Source organism: Pseudomonas sp. ASL7 (genome assembly GCF_056680375.1).
The window spans coordinates 1,918,115-1,938,638 of the sequence record NZ_CM155279.1; the positions used below are offsets into that span (position 1 = coordinate 1,918,115).

The 20,524-nt window shown below is 59.1% G+C and carries 14 protein-coding genes; 9 read left to right on the forward strand and 5 right to left on the reverse strand.

Translation table 11 applies throughout. From position 1 onward, the window contains the following. Window positions 1–151: 151 nt before the first annotated feature. Window positions 152–2,668 carry a fused MFS/spermidine synthase gene (locus AC1MDT_RS08710; protein ID WP_480421637.1) on the forward strand — a complete coding sequence of 839 codons (2,517 nt, stop codon included), beginning with the start codon at window positions 152–154 and terminating at the stop codon, window positions 2,666–2,668. A gap of 233 nt (window positions 2,669–2,901) precedes the next feature. Next, entirely contained in the window at window positions 2,902–5,256 is a 2,355-nt protein-coding gene (locus AC1MDT_RS08715) for a tetratricopeptide repeat protein (RefSeq protein ID WP_480421638.1), read from the forward strand. A gap of 129 nt (window positions 5,257–5,385) precedes the next feature. Here AC1MDT_RS08715 and AC1MDT_RS08720 read toward each other — a convergent pair whose 3' ends face one another. After that, the gene (locus tag AC1MDT_RS08720) at window positions 5,386–5,880 is read right to left on the reverse strand and encodes a hypothetical protein (protein ID WP_201116790.1); all 495 of its coding nucleotides are present in this window, start codon (window positions 5,878–5,880) and stop codon (window positions 5,386–5,388) included. A 160-nt stretch (window positions 5,881–6,040) separates the two neighbouring features. Between AC1MDT_RS08720 and AC1MDT_RS08725 the strand changes: the two genes are divergently transcribed. Further along, a complete protein-coding gene (locus AC1MDT_RS08725; protein ID WP_480421639.1) occupies window positions 6,041–6,733 on the forward strand; it encodes an aspartate/glutamate racemase family protein in 693 nt (230 codons plus the stop codon). Between the two features lie 73 nt (window positions 6,734–6,806). Here AC1MDT_RS08725 and AC1MDT_RS08730 read toward each other — a convergent pair whose 3' ends face one another. Together AC1MDT_RS08730 and AC1MDT_RS08735 are read right to left on the reverse strand one after the other, a co-directional pair. Continuing rightward, window positions 6,807–7,766 carry a LysR substrate-binding domain-containing protein gene (locus AC1MDT_RS08730; RefSeq protein WP_480421640.1) on the reverse strand — a complete coding sequence of 320 codons (960 nt, stop codon included), beginning with the start codon at window positions 7,764–7,766 and terminating at the stop codon, window positions 6,807–6,809. Window positions 7,767–7,974: 208 nt separating this feature from the next. Further along, window positions 7,975–8,415: a carboxymuconolactone decarboxylase family protein gene (locus AC1MDT_RS08735; protein WP_480421641.1), complete on the reverse strand. Its 441-nt coding sequence runs from the start codon at window positions 8,413–8,415 to the stop codon at window positions 7,975–7,977. Between the two features lie 204 nt (window positions 8,416–8,619). Here AC1MDT_RS08735 and pdxR point away from each other — a divergent pair, with 204 nt between their 5' ends. The 4 genes from pdxR (at window position 8,620) to AC1MDT_RS08755 (ending at window position 12,040) form a co-directional block, all read left to right on the forward strand. Further along, complete coding sequence (gene pdxR / locus AC1MDT_RS08740; RefSeq protein WP_480421642.1) at window positions 8,620–10,053, forward strand: MocR-like pyridoxine biosynthesis transcription factor PdxR; 1,434 nt, start codon at window positions 8,620–8,622, stop codon at window positions 10,051–10,053. Window positions 10,054–10,176: 123 nt separating this feature from the next. Continuing rightward, the gene (locus AC1MDT_RS08745; protein ID WP_480421643.1) at window positions 10,177–10,470 is read left to right on the forward strand and encodes an antibiotic biosynthesis monooxygenase family protein; all 294 of its coding nucleotides are present in this window, start codon (window positions 10,177–10,179) and stop codon (window positions 10,468–10,470) included. 219 nt (window positions 10,471–10,689) lie between these two features. Continuing rightward, window positions 10,690–11,100: a cupin domain-containing protein gene (locus AC1MDT_RS08750; protein ID WP_480421644.1), complete on the forward strand. Its 411-nt coding sequence runs from the start codon at window positions 10,690–10,692 to the stop codon at window positions 11,098–11,100. Between the two features lie 229 nt (window positions 11,101–11,329). Further along, window positions 11,330–12,040 carry an ATPase gene (locus AC1MDT_RS08755; RefSeq protein WP_480421645.1) on the forward strand — a complete coding sequence of 237 codons (711 nt, stop codon included), beginning with the start codon at window positions 11,330–11,332 and terminating at the stop codon, window positions 12,038–12,040. Window positions 12,041–12,202: 162 nt separating this feature from the next. Here the strand turns inward: AC1MDT_RS08755 and AC1MDT_RS08760 are convergent, their stop codons facing one another. Next, a complete protein-coding gene (locus tag AC1MDT_RS08760) occupies window positions 12,203–17,110 on the reverse strand; it encodes an NAD-glutamate dehydrogenase (RefSeq protein ID WP_480421646.1) in 4,908 nt (1,635 codons plus the stop codon). A gap of 537 nt (window positions 17,111–17,647) precedes the next feature. Then, complete coding sequence (locus AC1MDT_RS08765) at window positions 17,648–18,829, reverse strand: RHS repeat-associated core domain-containing protein (RefSeq protein WP_480421647.1); 1,182 nt, start codon at window positions 18,827–18,829, stop codon at window positions 17,648–17,650. An 80-nt stretch (window positions 18,830–18,909) separates the two neighbouring features. On the opposite strand from AC1MDT_RS08765, the gene AC1MDT_RS08770 reads away from it, so the two are divergent. Together AC1MDT_RS08770 and AC1MDT_RS08775 are read left to right on the forward strand one after the other, a co-directional pair. Further along, complete coding sequence (locus tag AC1MDT_RS08770) at window positions 18,910–19,263, forward strand: hypothetical protein (RefSeq protein WP_480421648.1); 354 nt, start codon at window positions 18,910–18,912, stop codon at window positions 19,261–19,263. A 297-nt stretch (window positions 19,264–19,560) separates the two neighbouring features. After that, the gene (locus AC1MDT_RS08775) at window positions 19,561–20,520 is read left to right on the forward strand and encodes an AAA family ATPase (RefSeq protein WP_008150800.1); all 960 of its coding nucleotides are present in this window, start codon (window positions 19,561–19,563) and stop codon (window positions 20,518–20,520) included. Window positions 20,521–20,524 lie beyond the last annotated feature (4 nt).

The following is a 20,524-nucleotide window of genomic DNA, read 5'->3' on the forward strand; positions in this document are numbered from 1 at the left end:
CTCGCCGATCGAGCTGCGGTGTATCCGGGACACCGCGTTGTCCGGGTTACGGCTGCTTCGCAGCCGGACGCAGCCTTCGGCAGCTGCTACAGAGGTCGGTGTTCGCAGTGAGCAGACGTCTATTTTTCGAATTTGCACAAGGCAATCCGCAATGTCCTCACGTGTCGCCAGCAAGTCGTCGGCCATACCTGCCCCTCACACCGCCGCGCCCCCGGCCCTGCTGATCCCTGCCCTGCTGCTGTTCGTCTCAGGCAGCGCCGCGCTGGTGTATCAGGTGCTGTGGATCAAGCAGCTGTCATTGGTGGTGGGCGTCGAGGTATACGCCATCACCACCGGCATCAGCGCGTTTTTTGCCGGATTGGCCTTGGGCGGTTTGTTGTTCGGTCGCTGGGCGGATCGCTTGCAGCAACCGGTGCTGTTGTATGCGGGGCTGGAAGTCCTGGTGGCCGTACTCGGCGTTGGCGCGACCTTCGCCATGAGCCTCGCGGCCAGCCCCTTTGCCTGGCTGCAACAGCACGTGGGCCTGCTGGCCTGGGTCTTGCCGTTTGCCCTGGTGGGCATTCCGGCGCTTTTGATGGGCGGAACGCTGCCGGTGCTGGTTCGCTCATTAGCTGCCGACCCGCAGCAGTTGGGCAAGGCCGGTGGCCAGCTCTATGCGGCGAATACCGCCGGGGCCATTGCCGGCACCCTGCTCGCTGCGTTCTTGCTGATCGCGACCCTCGGCGTACGCGGCAGTGCCCTCGCGGCGGCGATGCTGAACCTGCTGGCCGCCGCCGGTGCCTTGTGGTTCCAGCGCCATCGTTCGCTGCCGACCGAGGCGCCGGTCAAGCACCACACAAACAAAGCGCCTGATCGTCTGGCACTGTGGCTGTATTCGATCGCCGGTGGTGTGGCCCTCGGGTACGAAGTGGTCTGGTCGCAGTCCATCGTGCAATTCATGAGTACGCGCACTTACGCCTTTGCGGTGGTATTGGCGACTTACCTCACCGGGTTGTTTCTCGGCAGTGCGCTGCTGGCCCGTCGGGTTGATCGGCTTCGCGATCCCTGGGGTGTCTTCGGTTTGCTGATTGCCGGCGCGGGGCTGATTGCCCTGCTGGAAATCGCTTTGCTCGGGCGTTGGCTGGTGCTCGCCCAAAGCCTGGCGGAAACCTGGGTATTGTCGTTGGGTGCGAGTGAGTTGCTGGGCATGAGCGCACGGTTTGCGGTCGCGGCCTTGAGCATCGTTTTCGTCCCAACCTTGCTGCTGGGCGCCGCGTTCCCCGTGGCCCTGCGCCTGAGCGTGGGTCGCGAGCGGATCGGCCGTGATGTCGGTGCGGTGGTGGCGTTTAATACGCTGGGCGGGATTGTCGGGGTGATGCTCTGCGGGTTTGTGCTGATCCCGCTGCTGGGGCTGGTGCACACGTTGGGGCTGCTGGCGATTGTCGCCGCCGGGATAGGTTATTTCGCGGTACGCAAGGGCCATCACGTCAAGAAAGGACGGCGTCAGGCCGTGGTTGCCATCGGCTTGTTGTCAGTGGCTGTGGCGATTTTCACTCCGGTCGACAAACTCGCCGGCCTGCTCCCCGGCGCACGCAACGGCACGCTGGCGTTCTATGAAGAAGGCCGCGGCGGAACCGTGGCCGTGGTCACCCAGGGCAAGGGCCAGAAAGCGTTCCAGCGCTTGTACATTCAGGGCGTGTCCAACACCGGTGACGCCATGCCGTCCCTGCGCTACATGCGTATCCAGGCGTTGCTGCCGCTGCTGATCCACAACGGCGAACCACGCTCGGCGCTAGTCATCGGTTTCGGCACGGGCATCACCGCAGGTGCGCTGACCCGCTATCCAGGGCTGGAACATCGCGTCGTGGCTGAGTTGCTACCCTCAGTCGTCAAAGCCGCGCCTTTATTCAAGGGCAACTTCAACGCCGCCGCCGACCCGGCGGTCGATGTGCGCCTGCGTGACGGTCGCCAGGAACTGCTGCGCAGCCCACAGCATTACGACCTGATCACCCTCGAACCACCACCGCCCTCCGCTGCCGGCGTGGTGAATCTGTATTCCCGGGACTTCTACCAATTGGCCGCCAGTCGTCTGGAGCAAAAGGGCCTGGTCGCCCAATGGCTGCCGTTGCCCACTCAGAACATCGACGATTCGCGCTCACTGGTGCGCAGCTTTCTGGATGTCTTCCCCTACGCCACCCTGTGGACCAGCGAGTTTCACGAAATGCTGCTGGTGGGCTCGATGGAACCGATTGAACTGGATGCGGCGAAAATCAGCCAACGCTTCCAGCAGGATACCGTGCGCAGCACCTTGCAGGACGTAGGCATCGGCTCCGCCGCCGCGTTGCTCGCCACTTGGGTGACTGATCGCGCGGGGCTGGAACGTTTTGCTGCTGACGCGCAAGCGGTGACCGACGATCAACCGCGTATCGAATATGCGCCATGGGTGCGGGCCAAGGAAATCACGCGTGTGCTGCCGGCCCTGCTGGACTTGCGTATAGCGCCGCCATTGGTGAATGCCGACGCAGGTTTTATTGAGCGGATGAACACGCACCAGCAGCGGTTGATGCAGTTCTATCGGGCGAGTTTGCATGCCTATGACGGTGACCGCGAGGCGTGGGCCCGGGATGCGCGCGAAGTGATGCGCGGGGATGGCGGCAACCCGTATTTTCGGTGGTTCATGGGGGAGTGATGCGGCGGCAAAACTGCCTTCGCGAGCAGGCTCGCTCCCACATTGGTTCTCGGGTGTTCACCCGCCCCGTGTGGGAGCGAGCCTGCTCGCGAATGAGGCCATCAGCTTCAATATCCATCTAACGCTGACTACCCGTTCACAACCGTCATTTGACAGACGCCGGCCATCCGGCAAAGCTGCATCAGTTAAAAGCCGCGCCTGACGGCAAACGCCCCTGGACTACGGAAGTCGTAATGCCGAAACATAAGAATAATGCGGTAAATCCAAAGCCTGACTCGCAACCGACCCTGTTTAGTCGCTACCTGTTTCCCGTCACCATCGGTGTCTTGTTATCGGCCGTTGCGGGCATTGGATGGTTTTTGCTGAGCAGCAAACCGGCCCCTGTGACTGCCGCTCCGATCAGCGCTCCCATTGCTCAGACGGTCAAGCCAAAACCGGCCGCCGTCGCACCGGCGACGATGGTCGAAGAGCAACAATGCCAAGGCTGCCACAGCGAGCAGGTCAAGGACTGGCAAGGCTCCCATCACCAATTGGCGATGCAGGAAGCCAATGCCGATACGATGCTGGGTGACTTCAACAACGTCACTTTCAAAGCGGAAAGCGAAACCACCCGTTTTTCACGCAAAGACAACGGATTCTGGGTCAACACGCCCGGCATCGATGGCAAGAACGCTGACTTCAAGGTGGCCTACACCTTTGGCATTGCGCCGTTGCAGCAATACCTGATCGAAGTCGGCGAAGGTCGGTTGCAAGCGCTGGGCATCGCCTGGGATACCGAGAAGCATCGCTGGTTTCACCTCTATCCCGGTCAGGGCGTGAACTTCAAAGACCCGCTGCACTGGAGCAAACCGAGTCAGAACGCCAACTTCATGTGCGTCGAGTGCCACACCACCGGGTACAAGCGCAATTTCGATGCGGCGAAAAACACCTTCGACAGTCACTGGAACAGCCTCGGTGTCGGCTGCCAGGCCTGTCACGGCCCCGCCTCGAATCACCTGGAATGGACCGCCGGGAAAACTGACCTGGTCCATGCCGGTTTTGCCGTCGACCTCAAGGACAAGAACGCCACCGTCGAAATCGAAACCTGTGCCCGCTGCCACTCGCGCCGCGCGCCACTGGATGACGGTTTTACCGTAGGCAAGCGCCTGATGGACGACTACCTGCCAAGCGTCTTGACTCGCGAGCTGTATGCACTGGACGGCAAGATCAAGGATGAAGTGTTCGAACACGGCTCTTTTGCCCAGAGCAAAATGTTCGACAAAGGCGTGCGCTGCAGTAACTGCCACAACCCTCACAGCACCGAACTGAAGGCACCGGGCAACGGCGTCTGTCTGCAGTGCCACAACACTGCCGGCAAAACCGCCGTCGAAGGCGTCGACGGCAAAGGCCTGCAAGCAAAGAACTACGACTCCATCGAACACACCCGCCACACCATGGGACAACCGGGTTCGCAGTGCGTGGATTGCCACATGCCCGGCAAGTTCTACATGGGCAATGACTTCCGGCATGACCACAGCTTCAGCATTCCCAACCCTGAACGGGCGAAAAAGCTCGGTACGCCTGACGCCTGCCTGAACTGCCACCAGGGCAAGGCTGGCGACAAGGTCACCGAACAGTTCAAGCTCTGGAACACGTCCACCGCCGCGCAAGCCCCGCGCTACGACGAAAGCCTGTGGCTGATTCGCAACGGCCAGCCCGGCGCGGCGCAGGCTTTGTACGAGCAGCTGCAACGCAGCAACTTGCCCGCGATTCAGCGGGCGACCCTGCTGGCGGAGTTGGCGCTGTACCCGAGCGAACAGGCATTGAAACTGGCCACCCAGGCCCTGAGCAACCCGGCACCGCAAGTGCGCGAAAGCGCCGTTCGGGCCATCAGTGCGTTCCTGCCCCCGCCCGAACGTGCGCCGCTGCTGACGCCGTTGCTGAGCGACCCTGTGAAGGCTGTGCGCATTGCCGCTGCCCGGGATTTGCTCAGCGTGGCCCGCAATGGTCTGGGTAATGCCCAGGCCAACTGGAATGCCGCCATCGCCGAATACGAGGACGTGCAAAAAAGCCTGGCCGAACGCGCTGAAGCCAACCTCAACCTCGCCATGCTTTATCAGGCCAACGGCCGTAGTGGCGAAGTCGAAGCGCTGCTGCGCACCGCGCTCAAGCGAGACCCCGATTTCTACCCGGCCCTGGTGACACTGGTGCAATGGCTGGAGGCCAACGGACGCAGCCAGGAAGCTCAAGCACTACTGGCGCAGAGCCTGAAAGAACACCCTGACGCTGCGCTGCTGCAACACACCCAAGGCTTGTCGCTGGTACGTGCCGGCAAATCAGACCAAGCCATGGCCGCCCTGCGCAAAGCCGCGCAACTGGAGCCACAAAACGCCCAGTACGGCTATGTACTGGCGGTGGCGTTGCACGACAGCGGCAAGATCGATCAGGCCTGCGCAGAGCTGGAAAGGTTGTTGAAGGTGCAACCGGCCAATCGCACTGCACGCCTGGCGTTGATCCAGTACTACCTCAACAACGGGCAGGAACCGAAGGCCCAGGTGTTGCTGCAAGGCTGGAAGAAAATGAACATGGGAGATCCGGCGTTGAAGTGATTCACACAAACACCTGTGGGAGCGAGCCTGCTCGCGAACGGGCCAGAACATTCAACATAAATGTTGACTGTGATACCGCCTTCGCGAGCAGGCTCGCTCCCACAGGGGAATGTGCGTCGTCCGGTGGGTTTAGCTGCGTTCGCGGGGGATCAAACTCTGCAACTGCTGCGCCAAAAAGTTCGCATCAAATGCAAATGTGTCCGGGTCTTTCAAGCCATTGGTCTTGCGCCACTGCCAACTGCTTGACGGCGGCAGGCACACCAGCGAGATGCTGCCATACCGCGCGGCGGTCAGGCCCATCACCGCCAATGAAATCTGCCCACCCGCGCCCATCACGTCCGGCACGAACTCCACGGGTTTGCCGGCGATCACGATGCCCAGTTTCTCGGTCTTGAACGTTGATGTTTCGACCGGAACGCTGGGACCCGATGCGACATACGCTTCGCGGCTGACTTCCAGCAGATTGGGTGCCTGGACCGGTTCAAGCCACTGCTGGATCTGATCGAACAGCTCACCAATACGCGTCGCCCACACGGCCGATTGCGACTCAAACAGTTGCTTTTTGTGCGCTTCGCTTTCTGCATAGTGGCGAAGCATCTCGCCCAGTTGCTGTACGTCGTCCATTGCGGTGTTCCTTTGGTTGAAGCGGTGCTGCGGACTTTGAGCATGGCAGATGCGCGTTGCCAGCGTACAACTAAACGCCAAGAGGTACATCAGAGGTTTGCATCACGCAAAATTCGCGGGCACTGTAGGAGCGCCCGTCAGCCCTCAACAGGAACACAACATGCGCACTATCGGCCTTATCGGCGGCATGAGCTGGGAGTCCAGCGCCGAGTATTACCGTCTCATCAACCAACAGGTACGCGACCGGCTCGGGCCGTTGCGTTCGGCAAAACTGCTGATGTACAGCGTCGACTTCGGGCCTGTCGAGCAGGCGCAACATGCCGGACGCTGGGACGATGCGGCGGCGATTCTAGTGGATGCGGCGCAGCGATTGCAGGCGGGCGGCGCCGATTGCGTGGTGCTGTGTACCAACACCATGCACAAGGTCGCCGGGCAGATTCAGGCCGCGATCGACATTCCATTTCTGCACATCGCCGACCCGACCGGTCAGGCTGCCGTCGATGCGGGTGCGCTAAAGGTCGGTTTGCTCGGCACGGCGTTTACCATGGAGCAGGACTTTCTGAAGGACCGCCTGACCGCGCAAGGGTTGACCGTGCTGGTGCCGGAGACCGAGGAACGCCAGGCGGTCCACCGGATCATCTATGACGAGTTGTGTGTCGGGGTGATCAGCGAAGCGTCGCGCAAGGTGTACCAACAGGTCATCGAATCCCTGACCCGACGTGGCGCCCAGGCGATCATCCTCGGCTGCACGGAAATTGGGATGCTGATCAAACCCGAGCACAGCGCCCTGCCCTTGCTCGACACCACCGAACTGCATGCGCAGGCGGCGGTGGCGTTCGCACTGGGCGACTGAGTCAATGAGCCTTGGGCGCTTGCTCGCGAAGGACTAGAGAGCAACGCGTTTATTCAGGAAGAGCGCGTTATCGTTAACGTCCATCGCGAGCAAGCTCGCTCCTACAGTTGGATACAGGTTCGAACCATTCCCTGCGCTCGCTGAAGGTGCTGCGGATCAGCTCGACGATCATCTGCACCTGCGCCTCTTCCCGGGATTGGGCATTGACCGCCATCCACACCTGACGTTGCGGTGGTTGGTCGAACAACCCCGGCAACGCAATCAGCCCCCGGTCGAAGTGACTCATGTACCCGGGCAACAGGCCAATGCAGGCGCTGCAACGGATCATTTCCAGCATCAGCTCGTAGGAATGCAGCTGCACCACCCCGGCCAGACGCTGTTCCACGAGGGTATTCCACGGCCGGAAACTGTCGACCCCGCGGTCATGCTGCCATTGCACCAACAAAAAATCAGCCAGATCATCGAGGCTGTCCGGGCGTGCCGCCACCCGTGAGTAACGCTTGGCGATGTGTGGAAAGTAATCCAGCCGCGCCAGACGCTGCGGTTCAGCGACGGCAAAACTCGGACCTGGTAGCGGCGAATCGGTGCCGCCCAACCAGACCACCACATCGGCGCTGATTGCTTGCAAGGACAGCTCGCTGTCCAGGCTGATGATGTCCAGGCGCACGCGGGCGTTGCGTCGCAGCAAGGCAACCAGATCGCGGCCGAGAATGTCATGCAGGATTGATTCGGCGACAGCCAGGCGAATCACTGGCTGTTCGAGCACCGGCAAATCGCGCTCGCGGGACAGGGCAATCAACTGCGAATGGAGCTGCAACCCTTCGCGACTGAGGGAAAAACCATTGTCCGAGTGACTGAACAGCGAACAGCGCAGGTGCGCTTCCAGCTGCGCCAATTGTTTGCGCAGCAGCGTGGCCTTGATGTTCAGACTACGAGCCGCTTGCATAAAGCAGCCACAACGGGCACTGACCCGGAAAGCGTGCGCGAGCACCGGATCGATGGCGGCGACGAATGTGGATTCCATGACTGACATCGATGACTCCCTGTCCTTCTATAAGCGCAAGTGAACCACTGTAGGAGCGAGCTTGCTCGCGATGGACTAAAGAGCGCCGCGTTTAGCCAGTAAACACTCGTTATCGTTAACGACCATCGCGAGCAAGCTCGCTCCTACACAGTGAACAACATTGCCATCGTGCTCAGCGTTTATGAAGCTGATGTGACACTTGCGGTAGAAAATCGATTCAGCCGCTGGGGGCTTGCCGAAAGCTCACCGCCAGGCGATTCCAGCTGTTGATGGTGGTGACCGCAATGGTCAGGTCGACCATCTCGCTTTCGCTGAACTGATCCCGCGCCTGTGCGTAGACGTCGTCCGGCACATGGCTTTCGGCGAGCAAGGTGACGGCTTCGGTCCAGGCCAGCGCCGCGCGCTCCCGAGGGTTGAAGAAGCCGCTGTCGCGCCAGACCACAATCGAATACAGGCGACGGTCGGTCTCGCCGAGCCGGCGCGCATCCACCGAATGCATGTCGGTGCAGAAAGCGCAGCCGTTGAGCTGCGAAGCACGGATTTTAATCAGGTGCAGCAGGGCCGGCTCGATGCTGAGGTTACTGGTCAAGGCTTCCATGGCAATCATGGCTTTCATCGCTTTGGGCGATGCGCTGTAGTAGTCCAGACGGGGGTTCATGGCGCGACCTCCAGGATCGGATCTGTATGCCTAAGTTAGAAGGTCACGGACGGCCGTCACAGATCCAATTGCGCGAAAAACCAGTGCACCACCTGACAACAGACCAATCGGAGGTTTTTCGACCACACAACTACTGTGCAGCCGCGCATGCGGGTAATCTGGCGCGACGCACACGCGCCTCACTCGCCCAGGAAACTCGTCGGTATGGAACTTCATGTCGTCATCAACGGCCGTAAGGACCTGGCAGGCCAGCTGTACAACCAACTGCGTAGCGCCATCGAAACCGGCCGTTTGGGCGCCGGCACGCAGCTGCCGCCCACTCGACTGCTGGCGGAACAGCTGGGCATTTCGCGCAAGACCATTTCCGACACCTATGCGCAACTGACCTACGAAAACTTCCTCACCGGGGTGATCGGCAAAGGCACCTACGTCAACGCCCGTGCTGCGAAAGTCACCCGAAAACAGAGCCATTCGGAGCTGGCGAGCTTTGAGGTCATCGAATCCTGGCGCAATCTGCCGCAATTTTTGCGTCATCCGACCCTGGAAGGCTCATTACGCTACGACTTTATCGGTGGCGCGACCAGCAAGGGCCAGTTTCCCCAGGACGACTGGCGGCGCTGTACGTCCCACGCGTTGCGCCAGATCGCCGGGTCAAAAGGCTTGTACAGCCAGCCCGAAGGCCTGCCGGCGCTGCGCAATGCCATCGCCCGGCACATCGCATTTTCTCGCGGGGTCAATTGCCAGGACGATGACGTGGTGGTGTGCAACGGTGCTCAACAGGCGCTGGACTTGATTTCGCGGGTGCTGACCCAGCCAGGCAGCATAGTCGCCATGGAAGACCCCGGTTACCCACCGGCGCGCTTGCTGTTCGGCACCCACGGGGCCACCGTGATCGGGGTTCCCGTGGATGACGAAGGCATTCAAGTCGATAAAATCCCCTTGGGTACACGACTGATTTACGTTACACCGTCCCACCAGTTTCCACTCGGCATGCCGATGAGTCAGGCGCGCCGGTCTGCACTGCTGGAACGGGCCTATGAACTGGGTGCGATCATCATCGAGGACGATTACGACAGCGAATTCCGCTACGAGGGCCGCCCGACCGATTCGCTGCAAAGCATGGATGAGCGCGGCATCGTCGCCTACGTCGGGACCTTTTCCAAAACCCTGCTGCCGGAGCTGCGGCTGGGCTATGCAATCCTGCCGCCGGCGATTCTTGAAGCGGTGATCCGCGCCAAGCAACTGACCGACCTGCACACCTCCACCCTGCCCCAATGGGCGCTGGCCAAATTCATCGCTGAAGGCTGCCTGCTCAAGCACATCCGTCGCTGCCATACGATCTATGCCGGGCGTCGCGAGCGGATTTTGACGCGTATCGCCAGCGATCTTTCACCGTGGCTGGAGGCGGTACCCTGCACGGCGGGGTTCCACATGGTGGTTATATGCAAAGTGCCTATCGATATTCCATTGGTGATCGACCTGGCAAAAAAGGTCGAGGTCGGCCTCTATTCCATCGATGGCTTTTTCTACCAGCACCCGCCGCGGGCCGGGCTTTTGCTGGGCTTTGGTGCCATCGAAACCCTCGACATCGACATCGCCCTGGACCGCCTGCGGGACATTTTGCAGCAGGTCGGCTGACGGATTGGTCTGTGGCTTTATCCGGCGATTGGCTATTGGCGCCCCAAGGGGGCAGGCCTATCCTGCATAGGCGTTATCCCTCAATGAGCAGGATTCGTCCGGCCTGATTCAGGAGTGTGAGTAATGTCCTACGAAGTGATCAATACCGTAAAGGTGCAGGCCACCGCCGGCCGCTCGGATGAACTGGGCAAGCAATTGCAAAAGATTGTCGAAACCCTGCGCGAACAGCCGGGCTGTGACTCCTATATGGTCGACCGCTGCCCCGAGGACAGCAATCTGTGGAACGTCAGCGCCCACTGGCAATCGGAAGCGGCCATGCGCATGCATTTCAATTGCCCTGAAGTACAAGGCTTTATCGGCCTGATCGACAACCAATTGGCGAATGCCGTGGATTTCAACAGCTTTCCTATCCGCTAAAACAATCTGTGGGAGCGAGCTTGCTCGCGATAGACGTTAACGATAACGCGTGCTTTCTGAATAAACGCGCGGCGCTTGAGTCCTTCGCGAGCAAGCTCGCTCCTACAGGTTTCGGGGTTGCGGATTGGCCCCCTCACCTTCCCGAAAATTGGCTGTTTGATCGCCCCAATCTGCGGACTATCGTGGTCTCTCACAACTAACGACCGCAGGTGATGAACCATGAACCCATTGCGCTTCTGTGCTGCCTCCTTCGCTGCCCTGGCCCTGATTATTTCAGCGTCGGCATTTGCCCACGACCCTTCGGAAAAAGTCACGGTGTTGCAGGACGAGATGCTGCAAAACGTGCCCGGCAAAAAGGCCATGATGATCGAGGTCGACTACAAACCCGGGCAATCGTCCATTGCCCACAAACACGAAGGCACGGCCATGGCTTATGTGCTCTCGGGCTCGGTCACTTCTCAAGTCAAAGGGGGTAAAGCGATCACCTACAAGACGGGCCAGTACTGGTACGAACCCGCAGGCTCGGAACATCTAGTGTCGAAAAACGCCAGCATGACCAAACCTGCCAAGCTGTTGGTGTTCATGGTGTTGGGCCCGGACGAGAAAGTGCTGATTCCCTTGGAAAACTGATCGCTGGACGTACAGCCATAAATAAAAGGGCCCGAATTGATGATTCGGGCCTTTTTATTTCTCCACGCAATTAACCGTCTCCGGTTAATCCAAATAAAACTATTCGCGGCCTGACAAGTACTGATATTGGCTATTTTATTCAGCCGCCCACGGTCTAGTCTGACATCACCGCCGACAACTTTCGGCCACTTAAATGTTCAGACTGAAGTTGTTTCACTGGAGAACCACCATGAAACTTTCGCTGGTCAGCACCTTGACGATAACAGCCGTTTTAACCGGCTGCTCAATTCCCACCGCGCCGACAGCGGTGTCTTCACTGGACGGCATCTTCACTGAGCCTGTTGGCCGCAGCACGGCGACGAGTATTCCCAATGGCCGCACTGTCTCGCTGGGCATTGTCTACAGCCGCAACACCCAGACCAACCGTGCCTACCTCGAGGATTACCAGGCCAATGCCGGCACCGGTTTCGGCCAGAGCCTGCTGGTGCAATCGATTCACGACGCTTATGTGGCCACCTCCAGGCCCGACATGGCGGTGGATTGGGTCAAGGCTTCCTTGCAACGTCAGTTCGGCGCGGTGACGGTGTATCCGGACATGCAAAGCCTCAAAGCCGCGAAACCGGACGTGATCGCCATCGTCGACAGCCGCAGTCAATTGATGACCTCGCGCAGTTCGGACATCAAAGCCGATGTCAGCGCGGAATTCTACGACAAGCACTTTAATTACATTGGCACCGCGCAAGGCCATGACGCCAAATCGTTGAGTCCGTTATGGGCAGATTTCAAGCCCAGTGAAGAGATAGTGGCGGATATTAACGAACAACAAAATGTACAAGTTCGGGCGCTGCAGAAGTTTGACCAGTCGCTCAGTAATTTATTGACCAGGCCGACAGATAAAGTGTCGATGATTGATAACACTTCAGGCCAAAAGTTGTATTAGGACTAATGGCCCCATCGCGAGCAGGCTCGCTCCCACAGTTGAAATGCATTTCAACTGTGGGAGCGAGCCTGCTCGCGAAGGGGCCCGACCAAACGCCATAAAAACAACAGACAAAAAAAACCCCGCATCTCTCAATGCGGGGTTTTTTCATTCAGCGCCTGATCAGGCAGCAGGCTCCAGTTCGGCACTGGCTGTGGCAGTGGCAGTGGCAGGCACTACCGCTTGCCCGCTCAATGCCAAATCCAGCAGCTCACGGTTAGCCACCGCGTACATGGCGTAGTCCGTGCCGCTGGCGGCACGGATTTCCACCAGCATGGCGCGCCAGCGTTCGATCATGCCTTCGTGCTCTTCCATCCACAGCGCCAGGCGTGTTTCCACGTCTTGAGTGCCGTCGCCCTGTTGCAGGACGGAGATGGTGATCGCACGTTGTTGCCAGTCGACGTCGTCACGGAACGCTTCACGGGCCAGGGCCTGCCAGTTGTTTTCAACCGGCAGAGCGCTGATCTGTTGCAGGTACCAGGTGATGTCCAGCGCGCTGCCGACAGCGAAGTAAGCCTTCGCCACGTCTGCCGCGTTCTGGCCGGTCACATCCGACGCTTCGATGATCGGCAGCAAGGTGTACAGGTGAGTAGTGCCTGCAACCATGCGTGCCAGCAACTCAGGTACGCCAGCCGCAACGTAGGCCTGATAACGGGTCTGCCAGCCTTCGCGGGTCGGACCTTCCAGCAGTTCGTCGAGCTTGAGGCCCAGCGCCGCCAGGTGTGGACCGAAGTGCGCGACGTCACGGGCAGCGTTCTGCTCGTTGCGACGGCTGCGCAGGAACCAGCGCGTCGCGCGACGGCCCAGACGCATCAGCTCGTCCATCAGCTCCAGTTGAACGTCGGCCGATACCTGGTAATCCAGGGCTTCGATCTGACGGAACCAGTGCGGGAGGTGGAAGATGTCACGCACGATCACATACGCACCGGCTACGTTCGCCGGGCTCATGCCGGTCGACTCTTTGAGTCGTTGAACGAAGGTGATGCCCATGTGGTTTACCAGATCGTTGGCGATCTGGGTGCTGACGATTTCGCGCTTCAGGCGGTGACGGCGCATGGCGGCGGAGAACTTGCTCACCAGGCTCGGTGGGAAAGCGGTTTCCATGTCGCGAGTCAGGTAGTCGTCGTCCGGCACCAGGGAGTTGAGCAGCTGCTCCTTGAGGTCGATTTTGCTGTAGGAGATCAGCACCGACAGCTCGGCACGGGTCAGGCCTTGGCCTTCCAGGACGCGCTCGTTGATCGCCTCTTCAGACGGCAGGAACTCGATGGCACGATCCAGCTTGCCACGGCTTTCCAGGTCGTTCATCAGGCGCTTGTATTCAGCGATCCGCGGCAAGGCGCGACGGGCCGCCAGGGACAGGGCCTGGGTCTGCTTGTAGTTGTTACCGAGCACCAGATTGCCCACTTCGTCGGTCATGCTCGCCAGCAACTGGTTACGTTGCTTGTCGGTCATGTCACCGGCGTGAACCACTTCGTTCAGCAGGATCTTGATGTTCACTTCGTGGTCGGAGCAGTCCACGCCACCGGCGTTGTCGATGAAGTCGGTGTTGGAGCCGCCGCCATTGAGGCCGAATTCGACACGACCCAGTTGGGTCATACCGAGGTTACCGCCCTCGCCCACGACTTTGCAGCGCAGCTCGTTACCGTTTACGCGCAGCGCATCGTTGGCCTTGTCGCCGACATCGGCGTGGCTTTCGGTGCTGGCTTTGACGTAGGTGCCGATACCGCCGTTCCACAACAGATCCACCGGTGCCTTGAGCAAGGCATTGAGCAGTTCGGTCGGGGTCAGCTTGTCCGCCTGAATGTCGAAACGCTCTTTCATCTGCGGGGAAATCGCGATGCTTTTCGCGCTACGGGAGAAGATCCCGCCGCCTTCGGACATGATGCTGGTGTCGTAATCCGACCAGGCCGAACGCGGCAGGTCGAACAAGCGCTGACGCTCAGCGAAGCTGTTCGCAGGCTCAGGGTTTGGATCGATGAAAATGTGCAGGTGGTTGAATGCCGCGACCAGTTGCAGCTTGTCGGACATCAACAAACCGTTGCCGAACACGTCACCGGCCATGTCGCCGACGCCCACTACAGTGATGCTGTCTTCCTGAACATTGATGCCGCGTTCGCGGAAGTGGCGTTGCACGCCGACCCACGCGCCCTTGGCGGTGATGCCCATTTTCTTGTGGTCGTAACCGGCGGAACCACCGGAGGCGAACGCGTCGCCGAGCCAGAAGCCGTAGTCGATAGCGATGCCGTTGGCGATGTCGGAGAACGTTGCAGTGCCCTTGTCCGCCGCCACTACCAGGTACGGGTCATCGTCATCATGACGCACGACGTTGGCCGGCGGCACCAGCGCGCCGTCTTTCAGGTTGTCGGTGATGTCCAACAGGCCCGAGATGAAGATGCGGTAGCAGGCGATGCCCTCGGCCGCGATCTCGTCACGGCTGCCACCCAGTGGCAGGCGACGCGGCAGGAAGCCGCCCTTCGCGCCCACTGGCACGATGACCGAGTTCTTCACTTGCTGGGCTTTTACAAGGCCCAGGACTTCGGTACGGAAATCTTCTTCACGGTCAGACCAGCGCAGACCACCGCGAGCAACGTTACCAAAGCGCAGGTGCACGCCTTCGACGCGTGGCGAGTAGACGAAGATTTCGAACTTCGGTACCGGCTTCGGCAGCTCAGGGATCTGGTGCGGGTTGAACTTGAAGCTGAAGTAGGACTTGTTCTGACCATTGGCATCGGTCTGATAGAAGTTGGTCCGCAGGGTGGCTTTGATCAAGTCCAGGTAGCGACGCAGAATGCGGTCTTCGTTCAACACCTGGACGTCGTCCAGTGCGCTCAGAATCGCGTGTTCCAGACGTTGCTGCTTGTCTTCCAGATCGTCAGTACCGAGCTTGCGGGCCAGGTAGAAACGGGTTTTGAACAACCGGGTCAACTCGCGAGCGATGTCGGTGTGGTTGTTCAGGGTGCTGGCGATGTAACCCAGGTCGAAGCCCAGGCGGATCTGCTTCATGTAGCGCGCGTAAGCACGCAGCAGCGCCACATCACGCCATGGCAGGCCGGCGGTCAGCACCAGGCGGTTGAACGCGTCGTTCTCGGCATCGCCACGCACGATGTGGACGAAAGCGTCCTGCAAGGTGTCGTTGAGTTGCTGGATGTCGAGTTCCAGGCCTTCTGCCGCCGTGAATGCGAAGTCGTGAATCCAGAACTCGCGGCCATTGTTGTGGCGCAGGCGGTACGGGAATTCACCCAACACGCGCAGACCGAGGTTTTCCAGGATCGGCAACACGTCCGACAATGCCAGCGGGGTATCAGCGTGATACAGCTTGCAGTGCAGCTCGCGCTGACCGGAGACCTGACCCAGCGGCTGATAAAAACTCATCACCAGCGGATTTTTTTCGTTCAGGCTCAGCAGGTGCTGCATATCGACCACAGCCGAGTGCGCGGCGAAACGCTCGCGGTAACCGGCCGGGAAGCCTTTCGGGAAGTCGGCCAGCACGTTGGTGCCGTGGGCTTCGCCGAAGCTTTCGACGATCAGGGCGGCGTAATCGTCCTGCCAGCTGCGGCAGGCCTGTATCACTTCTTTTTCCAGCAGCAGCGGGTCGATGTCGAGACGGTTCTTCGGATCGACGCGCAGAATCAGCTGCACGCGGGCCAGCACGGACTCGGAGAAGAAGGTCCAGAACTCGCAGTCCGAGGCTTTCAGGCGATCCATCAGCACTTGCTGGATCTTCTGGCGCACTTCGGTCGAGTAGATGTCACGCGGCACGTAGGCCAGGCAGTAGCAGAAACGACCGTACGGGTCTTTACGCAGGAACACGCGGATCTTGTTGCGTTCCTGGATCTGCACGATCGACATCACGGTGCTGAACAGCTCGTCCACCGGGGTCTGGAACAGATCGTCCCGTGGCAGCACTTCAACCACCTGCGCCAGTTCCTTGCCCAGGTGAGCCTTGGCCTGGAAGCCGGAACGGCGTTCGATTTCTTCGACCTTGCGGCGGATGTACGGAATGACCCGCACGCTCTCGCCATACACCGAGGAGGTGTACAGGCCCATGAAACGGCATTCCTTGATGACGTTGCCGTCGGCGTCGATTTCACGGATCGACACGTAGTCCGGGTAGGCCGGACGGTGTACGCGGCTCGGGTGCGCAGCCTTGGCGAACGACAACAGGGTCGGTTCGCGCAGGTAGTTCACCGCGTAGTCTTCGATGCGCAGGTCATCGTAGGTCAGGCCGGTGCGCAGCAATTTGGTCAGACCGAGGAAGGAATTCTGGTCGTAAACAATGTGGCCGCCGTCGGCTTCATCACTGACCACGAACTCTTCATAGCCAAGGAAGGTGAAGTGATTACCCACCAACCATTCGAGGAAGCTTTTGATCTCGGCTTTTTCTTCGGCGTCGACAGCGAACTGGCTGTTGTCCAGACCGGTCAGGATTTCCTGGACCTTGGCTTTCATCGGCTCGAAATCGGCGACCGCCACGCGGACCTCACCGAGAACCTGCTCCAGCTCCTTGCTCAGCACGTTCATTTCGGCCGCGTTGGCGCAACGGTCGATTTCCAGGTACATCAACGACTCTTGCAGAACGTCGTCGCCATGGGTGCCTTTCGGCAGGATTTCCAGCAGCTCGCCCTTGCTGCCGCGACGTACGCTCAGCACAGTGGTTTGCAGGGTATGAATGCTGTAGCCGCGACGGTTCAGCTCGGTACGCACCGAGTCCACCAGAAATGGCAGATCGTGGTGCAGCACTTCGACCGCGGTGTGGGTCGACTGCCAGCCGTGACGTTCGTAATCAGGGTTGTAGACGCGAACCTGTGGTTGCGCGTGATCGAAGCGCTCAAGCAGGCGCCACGCAGAAAGGGTACAGCCAGCGAGGTCGGACAGCCGACGCTGGGTCAGCTCGTCAAGGGAAATGATGCCGAAAAATTGTTCCGCGAACAGCGCCACTTGTGGCAGTGCCTGTTCACTGATGTGCTGCGCCAGTGCCGCTTGCAGTTGGTGCTGGAAGTCGGCTTTGCTGGCTGCGGTGAAGAACGCCATCTGTGGTACTCCGCTTGGGCTTGTTATTGATGGAAGCGTCGCGTGCAAAACCCCTTTCGGGGCGATCCGTCACCCTGCTCCTGATTCTCGGGCAGAGGAAACAGGATGACAGGTGGGTGAAGCTGGACGAGACACTCGGGTCACATTCACCTTCCATGAATGGGCATCTGCAAAAACGACTGGGCTGCGTGCAGCGCAATGTCTTTACGGGTGCTCATCCGTTGCGCAGCTTAACCAGTGCGGCAAGACCCATGCTTGCGATGCTGCGACATATTCGGTCATCGGTACGCTGCTTGCGACCTGTGCATGACAACACTAGCAGCCGAGCGGGGGAAATGAGCGTTTCAGGATGGATTTTTCGGTGCTTTCGTATCGGAAATGACTAATTAGTGAAATCCGTTCACGGACGAACGAATTATTATTATTTCCGGCCATTGAGCTCGTTGAAGGGCGAATGGTCAACAAGTCACACGAGGAGCACCTATGGGTGTCTTGAACCTCTGGCCGCCAGGAAAACAATTCTGCGAAACTGGAGCGCTACCTCCGGATTTTATTACTTGTTCTACCGGTCCCATCAAAGATAACGGGACGATAGTTTGGATAGTTTATTTCATTAGGCAGTGGTCTTTTTGCTACACCAAAATAATGCGGTCCCTTATAGGTGTTGCCAATCGCAAGGTCTGGTTTCTCAAAATTTAAAGGTGTAGAAACGATCCCCTCGTAACCTTTGACAGGTCGACCTACGATGTCATAAAACTCTTGGCCGAACGGAATACCATTCGAACCCTTGTTAGCTGAATGACACATTATCAGACGATAACTATCGAATTTCCTGACAGGTATACCATGGCTTTCCGCTAGAGTGATGAGCTCTAGTGCGTCTAAACCTTGACCGTCCCCTCGCCCGATCAATTGATCCTCAGCATTCCCATGCCCCCAAAAATTCAGCCTGGAGCCTTTTTTATACTTGTCTTGAAACACCAAGATCCCCTCGGAGATCCTAGTAGTTTTTTTAACAGATTTACCAATTACGCCAGTCACATCGTCGTATACATATTTCGGCGCACGCCTAAAAAGTAGTTTGGCTATGCTAGAAAACAAGTGCCCCGTAGGGTCACTCCGATTAATTGGATCCCCCGCACAATATGCATACGCATTCAACCCGCCTTTATCAAACGGGCTCAAATTGTCCGGACTGTTGAACCGCATCAGCACCGGATTAAACGCACGATAGCCATTACCCAACAAATAATGCGCGGTCACCGGATCCGGTCGTTGACCGTTGAAACCCGACAAACTGATCAACCCACTATCGAATGGGCGATGACCATAAGGTGAGTAGGCAATGGCACATCTCGAATTCATTTGAAGCGCATTAAGGACAGAGTTCTGCTGATCAGTGGCCAATAACGTGCTACTGACCCCGTCGCTCTGGCGCTGTTGTTGCGCCAACAGTTGAACGCCGTGCTGAACAATCGTCAGCTGCTCACCCCCTTCGATTTCGGTGGTCAAGCGGCTATCGCAATAGAAGCGCTGACGCTCGAGATGACCCGACTGGCTATGACTGGTTAGCCGATCCAGAGCATCGTATTGATAGCGGATGAGCGGGGCTTTCGGTTGGCTGGACATGGGGAGCACTGACATTCCAGGATCGACAAAACGTCCATAACTGTCGACCGTTTTGCCGAAAACAACAACTAGCAGAACTGCTAGGTCCAACACACTCCAGCAAAAATTTCCCGACGCTGGCAAAATCGCGATTTGTCGGCCAACACCGCGCACAGCGCCAGGACTCCCCTATGCAAATGACTACCGCCCTTTTGATCGTCAACCCGTGCGACGACGAAGAAGACAACATGGCCATGCTCGCCTGCCACAGCGAACAGGGCGAGATGTTCCTGATGACCCGCTACCCGGACGAAGACGAACTGGAAATCACCCTCGATGGCGAGCCTTCGACCCTCGATGGCGTGAAAGTCACCCTCAGCCCTACCCGTCTGCTGATTGAAATCGCGGCGGCGGATGCCGATGCGCTGAACGGCGATGATTCGCTGGAGATCACGCACAGCACCGCCGCGAGTGATTTGGCGGAAGTGGAGGAAACGTTGCAGAACATTCTTAAAGGGACTGGCACTTATATCAGCGAGCTCTGAATTTCAGCGCCGGTGCCGGCCTCATCGCGAGCAAGCTCGCTCCCACAGGGGGACCTGCTGCGGATACAAATTTCGCTTCCAGCACAGATCCATTGTGGGAGCGAGCTTGCTCGCGATGAGGCCCGAGAGCTCTCCGCCGTTCCCCCTGCCTACACATTTCAAACAATTTCACCCACCAATTCCCACACTTTGCACAAAATGCCGTTAGTCGCCGCACCCCACGATGCATTAAAGTAACGCCCCCAACCCTGGCGTTATTCGAACGTCTTCGGTCACCCTTTCCAGGAACAGTCATCGATGGAACATCGTGAAGCGCTGCTGGCGCTGCGAACCTTTCTTTCAACGCAGATTCTCGGCCAGGAAAAACTCATCGAGCGCTTGCTCATCGCCTTGCTCGCGGACGGCCACATGCTGGTCGAGGGAGCCCCTGGCCTGGCCAAGACCAAGGCCATCAAAGAACTCGCCGAAGGCATCGAAGCCCAGTTCCACCGCATCCAGTTCACCCCCGACCTGCTGCCGGCCGACATCACCGGCACCGAAATCTATCGGCCGGAAACCGGCAGTTTCGTGTTCCAGCAAGGCCCGATCTTCCACAACCTGGTGCTGGCGGACGAAATCAACCGTGCCCCGGCCAAGGTTCAATCTGCCCTGCTTGAAGCCATGGGCGAGCGCCAGGTCAGCGTCGGACGCAGCACTTACGAGCTGTCACCGCTTTTTCTGGTGATGGCTACGCAAAACCCCATCGAGCAGGAAGGCACTTATCCGCTGCCCGAGGCCCAGCTCGACCGCTTTCTGATGCACGTAAAAATCGGCTTCCCGGACGCGGCCGTCGAACGGCGGATTTTGCAACAGGCCCGTGGCGAAGCGTTGAACGGCGAAACCAAACCCGAGCGCAGGGTCAGCCAGCAGGCGATCTTTGCCGCGCGCAAGGAAATCCTCGGCTTGTACATGGCCGACGCCGTGGAGGAATACCTGGTGCAACTGGTCATGGCCACGCGCACCCCGGCCAAGTTCGACCCGGAGATGGCCGAATGGATCGCCTATGGCGCCAGTCCACGCGGTTCGATTGCCCTCGACCGCTGCGCCCGGGCCCACGCCTGGCTGGCCGGTCGCGACTTCGTCAGCCCGGAAGACATTCAGGCGGTGCTGTTCGACGTGTTGCGCCACCGCATCATTCTGTCCTTTGAAGCCGAAGCCGCTGGCATCGATCAGGACCGGGTGGTCCAGCGGATTCTCGACGTCGTAGCCGTCGCTTGACCCC